7 protein-coding genes are annotated in these 6,929 nt (G+C 67.3%); 6 read left to right on the top strand and 1 reads right to left on the bottom strand.

The annotated features are described in order from the left end of the window. Positions 1-1,306: glycosyl hydrolase family 65 protein (locus EQG76_RS20535; RefSeq protein ID WP_321573493.1), on the top strand; the 1,306-nt coding region annotated here is incomplete at its 5' end. Positions 1,307-1,495: 189 nt separating this feature from the next. Further along, positions 1,496-1,888 (top strand): response regulator, encoded by a 393-nt coding sequence (locus tag EQG76_RS20530; protein WP_200840979.1) that lies wholly within the window; start codon positions 1,496-1,498, stop codon positions 1,886-1,888. A gap of 75 nt (positions 1,889-1,963) precedes the next feature. Here EQG76_RS20530 and EQG76_RS20525 read toward each other — a convergent pair whose 3' ends face one another. Next, positions 1,964-2,485 carry a ferritin-like domain-containing protein gene (locus EQG76_RS20525; RefSeq protein WP_159716202.1) on the bottom strand — a complete coding sequence of 174 codons (522 nt, stop codon included), beginning with the start codon at positions 2,483-2,485 and terminating at the stop codon, positions 1,964-1,966. A gap of 367 nt (positions 2,486-2,852) precedes the next feature. On the opposite strand from EQG76_RS20525, the gene EQG76_RS20520 reads away from it, so the two are divergent. The 4 genes from EQG76_RS20520 to coxB form a co-directional block, all read left to right on the top strand. Then, complete coding sequence (locus tag EQG76_RS20520) at positions 2,853-4,574, top strand: methanol/ethanol family PQQ-dependent dehydrogenase (RefSeq protein WP_159716201.1); 1,722 nt, start codon at positions 2,853-2,855, stop codon at positions 4,572-4,574. Continuing rightward, positions 4,555-5,376, top strand: coding sequence for a substrate-binding domain-containing protein (locus EQG76_RS20515; protein WP_159716200.1), 822 nt, complete (start codon positions 4,555-4,557; stop codon positions 5,374-5,376). Before EQG76_RS20520 ends, EQG76_RS20515 begins: the two co-directional genes overlap by 20 nt. Positions 5,377-5,381: 5 nt before the next feature. After that, the gene (locus EQG76_RS20510; RefSeq protein ID WP_159716199.1) at positions 5,382-5,951 is read left to right on the top strand and encodes a c-type cytochrome; all 570 of its coding nucleotides are present in this window, start codon (positions 5,382-5,384) and stop codon (positions 5,949-5,951) included. Positions 5,952-5,959: 8 nt separating this feature from the next. Further along, a partial coding sequence (gene coxB / locus EQG76_RS20505; RefSeq protein ID WP_159716198.1) for a cytochrome c oxidase subunit II occupies positions 5,960-6,929 on the top strand: 970 nt, incomplete at its 3' end.

Genomic DNA, 6,929 nt, shown 5'->3' with positions numbered 1-6,929 from the left:
CCGCCTGCCGGAAGCGCGCTGGGCAGCACGGGAGGCCGGCTATCGCGGCGCCATGTTCCCCTGGCAGAGCGGCAGCAATGGTCGGGAAGAGACCGACACGATGTACTTCAATCCCCGCTCCGGGGGCTGGATCCGCGACAACTCGCATCTGCAGCGGCACGTCAACGCGGCCATCGTCTACAATATCTGGCACTATTACCAGGCGACCGCCGACCTCGAGTTCCTCTACATCTCCGGCGCCGAGCTGATGCTCGAGATCGCGCGGTTCTGGAGCAGCATCGCCGAGTGGAACGCCGGGCGCGGCCGCTACGAGATCCGCGGCGTGGTGGGCCCAGACGAATTCCACGACGCCTATCCCGGCAGCGCCACGCCCGGCCTGGACAACAACGCCTACACCAACGTCATGGCCGCCTGGTGCCTGGAATGCGCCCTGCGCCTGTTCGACATCCTCCCCGACGAGCGCTGCCGCGTGCTCTGCGACACGCTACGGCTGGACGGGGCGGAGCTGGCCCGCTGGGACGAGATCAGCCGGAAGATGTTCGTGCCCTTCCACGATGACGGCATCATCAGCCAGTTCGAGGGCTACGAGCAACTCGAGGAATTCGACTGGGAGGGCTACCGCCAGCGCTACGGCAACATCATGCGCCTCGACCTGGTCCTGGAGGCCGAGAACGACACGCCGAACCGGTACAAGCTGTCGAAGCAGGCCGACGTGCTGATGCTGTTCTACCTGTTTTCCCACGACTCGCTGGCCGCGACCTTCGCCAGGCTCGGCTATGCGTTCGACGGCTCGATGATCCGGAAGAACATCGACTACTACCTCCAGCGGACCTCGCATGGATCGACGCTCAGCAGCGTCGTCCATGCCTGGGTACTGGCCCGCTCTTCCCGTCGCGATTCCTGGGCGCTATTCCGCGAGGCGCTGCGCAGCGACATCGAGGACGTCCAGGGCGGTACCACCGCCGAGGGCGTCCATCTCGGCGCGATGGCCGGAACGGTCGACCTCCTGCAGCGCTGCTATTCGGGCCTGGACCTGCGCGGCGACGAGCTCTGGTTCGAGCCCAGGCTTCCCGACGAACTGGACCGGCTCAGGTTCCAGCTCCGCTATCGCGGCCATTCGCTCAGGGTCGACATCAGGGAGGACTGCCTGGAGATCGTGAGCGACCCGGTAGCGAGCCCGCCGATCACGATCAGGGTGGGGAGCGAGACCCGCTCACTGAGTCCCGGGAGCACGGTGCGCTTCGATACGACGCCACCCGCCGGCAAGCCAGGCGCCCAGGCGGCCGCGGCACCGACCTTGCGCTAGAGCCTCGCTCGAGCTTTCTGGCCGTCCATGACCAAAGGGCGGGTGAACTGGAACCTGTCCGGCCCAGCATTCATGCCACGGCTGGAAAGACCCCGTCTTCCTCGGGCGCTTGCCGGCAGAAACCATGTCGAAGGAACCTCTGCGTCTCTGGCACGTTAAACGCCCGGCTGGCGGGAGTCCGGGTGGAACATGGCTATCGAACGACGCAGCGCCCCCTTGCGGGGCCGGCGCATCCTAGTTGCGGAAGACGATTTCTTCGCGGCGGACGATATCGTCCAGGCGCTGGAGCGCGCCGGCGCCGAGGTCGTCGGCCCAGCCAGCGACCTGCGCCAGGCGAACCAGATCGCCCGGTCCGGGGCGATCGACGGGGCGATCCTGGACGTGAACCTGATGGGGCAGCTCAGCTTTCCGGTGGCGGACACGCTGGCCGAACATGGCGTGCCCTTCCTGTTCGCGACCGGCTACGACCCGGCCGTCCTCCCCTATACCTATCGGGATGTGCCTTGCTTCACCAAGCCGGTGCCAGCCCACGCCATCGTCGCCGCGATGGCGGCAGCCCGTCCGCTCCAGGCGGCGCACTGACCGTCAGGCTACCTGCCTGAGGCTTCGCACACGAGGCGCAGACCGCCGGCGCCGAAGCGCCGGCGGCCGCTTTCTTCAGTGGCTGGCGTCGGCGCCGGCAATGCTGAGCTGCAGATAGCGGTCGGTGACGGCGGACAGGTTCTGGTCCATCCAGGCCGCCATGGCCTGCTCCTCCTTCAGGGACGCTTCCAGCAGCGGAATGGCGTTCTGGAAACCACCGCGCTGGGCGATCTCGATCAGCGACTTGTAGGCGGCGATCTCGTAGTTCTCGAACGCGAAGTTCGCGAACGAGTTCTTCAGGATCTCGTCGCCGGCCACCGTGTGGCCCAGTGCCGCCATGTTACCCATGAACGAGGCGCCCAGGTCCTTCATAGTCGAATGGGACTCGTTCAGGGATTCAAGGATTTGCTGCAGCCGGCCGATCTGACCGTTGGTCTCCTCGACATGGCTGCGCAGCCGCTGCGCCACCTCCGGATATTTCTCCAGCCGGTCCAACTGCCGGTTCATGATCGACAGGGCCTGGTTCTCCAGCGCATGGGCGTTGCGCAGGCCGTCGACGAAGATCGAGCGGACGGCCTCTGGGCTCAGTACCACCATGATTGTCTCCTTCATGCTCGAAGAGCCTCGACTGCCCGAGAAATAGACCGGTGCACGCGAGGTTCCTAAGATAGCGGCGTTCATAATTTCGGCTTGATTGGTGTGATTTGCTCCACATCAACCGCAGCCTGATGAACTTCTATGGCTCGGCCGTGCTGTACGCGGACATTCACCGCGCAATCCGGGCGCGCTCTCACGGTCGTGGCGGGAGGATGGCCACTGCCGGGAACAACCGGCGGGGAAGAATGTTGAAGTAGAAGATCCTCCGATCTGGTGGTGCCTGCGCATGCTGTTCCGGCTCGCACTGTAGGCGGTGGCCGTCGTTGTGGGCACGGCTCCGCCGGTTGCCGCGCAGGACAGTTCCACCATGCCTGTGCCCCCGGCCTCGGCAGCGCCGCCGGACGATGGCCAGTGGACGGCGCCGGCCAAGAACCACGCCAACACGCGCTACAGCGAACTCGACGAGATCGACACCGGGAACGTCGCCCGGCTGACCGTGGCGTTCACCTTCTCCACCGGGGTGAACCGGGGGCAGGAGTCGGCGCCGCTGGTGGTGGGCGACACCATGTACCTGGTCACGCCCTACCCGAACATTCTCTATGCGCTCGATCTGACCAAACCCGGCGCGCCGATGAAATGGCGCTACGAGCCGAAGCCTGCCGCCGCGGCGCAGGGTGTCGCCTGCTGCGATGTGGTCAATCGCGGGCCGACCTATGCCGATGGCAGGATCTTCTACACCACGCTGGACGGCCATGTCGTGGCGGTCGACGCCGCGACCGGCGGCGAAGTCTGGAAGGTCCGGGTGGGCGACATCAACACCGGCGAAACCCTCACCATGGCGCCGCTGGTTGCCAGGGATAAGGTCTATGCCGGCAATTCCGGCGGCGAGTATGGCGTGCGCGGCTGGATCCAGGCGCTCAGCGCGGAGGACGGCAGCACGGTCTGGAAGGCCTATAATACCGGTCCGGACAAGGACGTCCTGATCGGTCCCGAGTTCAAGCCGTTCTACGCGATGGACCAGGGGGTGGACCTGGGTGTCACCACTTGGCCGCCGGATGCCTGGCAGCAGGGTGGCGGCAATGTCTGGGGCTGGCTGTCCTTCGACCCCGACCTTAACCTGCTCTACCACGGCACCGGCAATCCCGGCCCATGGAACGCCGAGTTGCGGCCGGGCGACAACAAATGGACGGCGGGCATCTTCGCCCGGGATGCCGACAGCGGTGCCGCGCGCTGGTTCTACCAGTTCAGCCCGCATGACCTGTACGACTGGGACGGGATCAACGAGAACATCCTGCTGGATCTGACCTGGCAGGGGCAGCCGCGCAAGGTGCTGGTCCGGCCAGAGCGCAACGGCCATGTCTACGTGCTCGACCGCACCACCGGCGAGGTTCTGTCCGCGGAGCCGTTCCACCATCTGACCGCCACGCGCGGGGTGGACCTGAAGACCGGCCGGCTGAACTATGTGCCGGAGAAGGCGCCGCAGATGAACCGGGTGGTCCGCGACATCTGCCCGACCGCGCCGGGGGCCAAGGACTGGAACCCGTCCTCCTTCTCGCACCAGACCGGGCTGCTCTACATCCCGCACAACAATCTGTGCATGGACTGGCAGGTCGAGAGCGTCAGCTACATCGCCGGCACTCCCTATGTTGGCGCCGAAGTCCGGATGTATCCGGGCCCAGGCGGCCATCGCGGCGTGCTGGCCGCCTGGGATGTGGCGAATGCGAAGCCGGTCTGGGAGATTCCGGAGAAGTTCCCGGTCTGGAGCGGTGCGATCACCACCGCGGGCGGGCTGGTCTTCTACGGGACCATGGACGGCTGGTTCAAAGCGGTCGACGCCAGGGCCGGCAAGGTCCTGTGGCAGTTCAAGACCGCTTCCGGGATCATCGGCCAGCCCACCACCTATCGCGGTCCGGACGGCCACCAGTACGTGGCGATCCTGTCCGGGGTCGGCGGCTGGGCCGGTTCGGTCGTCGCCGCCGACCTGGACGTGCGCGACGGCACGGCGGCCAAGGGCTTCGTCAACGCGATGCGCGACTTCCCGGATGCCACCACCAAGGGAGGAACGCTCTATGTGTTCAAGCTCCCTTAGGCCGGTGCTGGCCGGCCTGCTGATGCTGTTGGCCGCTGCCACCGCGCAGGCGCGCGAACTCAGGGTGTGCAGCGACCCGAACAACCTGCCCTTCTCCAACGAGCGGGAGGAAGGGTTCGAGAATCGGATCGTCGAGCTCCTGGCGAAGGATCTCGGCGCCACCGTCTCCTACACCTGGTGGGCGCAGCGGCGCGGCTTCCTGCGCAACACCCTGCTCGCCCGCGAATGCGATCTGGTGGCCGGCCTGCCCAGTGCCGCCGAAATGGTGAAGGTCACCCCGCCTTATTACCGCTCGTCCTATGTCTTCGTGACCCGCCCGGACCGGCCGGAGATCATCTCGCTGGACGACCCGGCGCTGCGCCACCTCAAGATTGGGCTCCAACTCGTCGGCGACGACGGCGCCAACACCCCGCCGGCCCATGCGCTCGCAAGGCGCGGCATCGTCGGCAACGTGCGCGGCTACACGCTTTATGGCGACTATAGTCAGCCCAACCCGCCGGCCCGGATCGTGGACGCGGTGGGCCAGGGCGAGATAGACGTCGCGATCGTCTGGGGTCCCACCGCCGGCTATTTCGCCGCCCGCCAGACCCCGCCCCTGCGGGTGAGGCCCGTCCAGCCCGAGGTTGATGGCCCGATCCTGCCCATGCGCTTCGACATCTCGATGGGCGTGCGCAAGGAAGACCTGGAGCTCTGGCACGAGATCGCCGGCGCGCTGCACCGCCACCGGGCCGAGATTGGCGCCATCCTCGCCGCCTATGGCGTGCCCGGTGCTGCGCTAGTGCCGGAAGCGGCGGAGCCCTGAACGCGATGCGCGCCCCCTATCTGGCCCCACTCCTGATCGTCCTATGCGGTGCCGGCCCCTGCCAGCGGGAAGAGCGCGAGGTCCGGCCGGACCCTGCCGCGGTCGCCGAGACGGATGAGAGGGTGGCGCTCAGCACCATCACCGCGGGACCGGCCGCCCCGGTGGTCGAGACCAGCGGCAAGGGCCGGGACTACGAGACCAACGCCTACCATCTGAGCCAGGGCAAGACCCTGTACAAATGGTTCAACTGCAACGGCTGCCATGCGAACGGCGGCGGCGATTCCGGGCCGCCGCTGATGGACGACAAGTGGATCTATGGCGGCTCGATCGAGAACATCGTCGCCGCCATCCGGGAAGGCCGCCCGAACGGCATGCCCTCCTTCCGCGGACGCATTCCCGACCCGCAGATCTGGGAGATCGCCGCCTATGTCCGCTCGATGAGCGGCAATGTTCCCGCCGCGGCCGCACCCAGCCGCAGCGATTCGCTCCATGCACGCCCGGCGGAGAACCGACAGACGCCGAGCCCGCCAGTGCCGGGCGGCAGCACGCCTCCCAGCGGGCTGATGCCGGAGTGAGGTGCTGCATGTGGCGCCCGGCCTGGCCCCGTCCGCTCCTGGCGCTGCCGCTCCTGCTGGCCGGCTGTGCTGGCTGGCCCTCGGCACTCGACCCGAAAGGTCCCACCGCCGCCGATCTGGCCTGGCTGATCCAGCTCTTCACCGTCCTGCTGGGCATCATCTGGCTGCTGGTGGTGCTGGCGGTCGGGCTCGTGGTGCTCCAGCGCCGCTGGACAGCGACGGCCATGCCAATGCCTCGGGTCGTCCACCCGTCGGAGGAGCGGCGCCCAACCGTCATCGTCACGGCCCTGGTGGTCGCCACCGGCATCACCGTGCTGGTGCTGACCGGCCTCAGCTTTGCCGGTCAGCAGCGGCTGTTCGGCACCGACGAGCCGGCGGTGACCATCCAGGTCACCGGGCATCAATGGTGGTGGGAGGTCCGCTACAAGGATGGCAACCCCAGCCGGGTCTTCACCACCGCCAACGAGATCCACGTGCCGACGGGCCTGCCGGTCAGGCTCGAGCTGGAAAGCGACGACGTCATCCACAGCTTCTGGGTGCCGAACCTGGCCGGTAAGCAGGACCTCGTCCCCGGCCAGCAGAACCAATTGAGCTTCACGGTCACGGAGCCCGGCATCTATCGGGGCCAGTGCGCTGAGTTCTGCGGCCTGCAGCACGCTCATATGGGCATCGTCGTGGTGGCCGAGAGCGAGCCGGAGTTCCGCGCCTGGCAGGAGGCGCAGATCCGCTCGAGCAAGCCGCCGGAGACGGACGAGCAATACCAAGGGATGCAGGTCTTCCTCAGCCATGCCTGCGTCATGTGCCACACGGTCCGCGGCACGCCGGCCGGCGGGCGCACTGGCCCCGACCTCACCCATGTCGGCAGTCGGCTCCATCTGGCGGCCGCCACCTTGCCGCTGACCCGTGGCAGCCTCGCCGCCTGGATCGCCGATCCGCACGGCATCAAGCCAGGCGTGAACATGCCGATCGTGCCGCTGG

Origin of the sequence: Geminicoccus flavidas (assembly GCF_009806515.1) — a bacterium.
GTDB lineage: Bacteria > Pseudomonadota > Alphaproteobacteria > Geminicoccales > Geminicoccaceae > Geminicoccus > Geminicoccus flavidus.
Note: the sequence above shows the minus strand (reverse complement) of the source record. Positions and strands in the feature narration are given on the sequence as shown.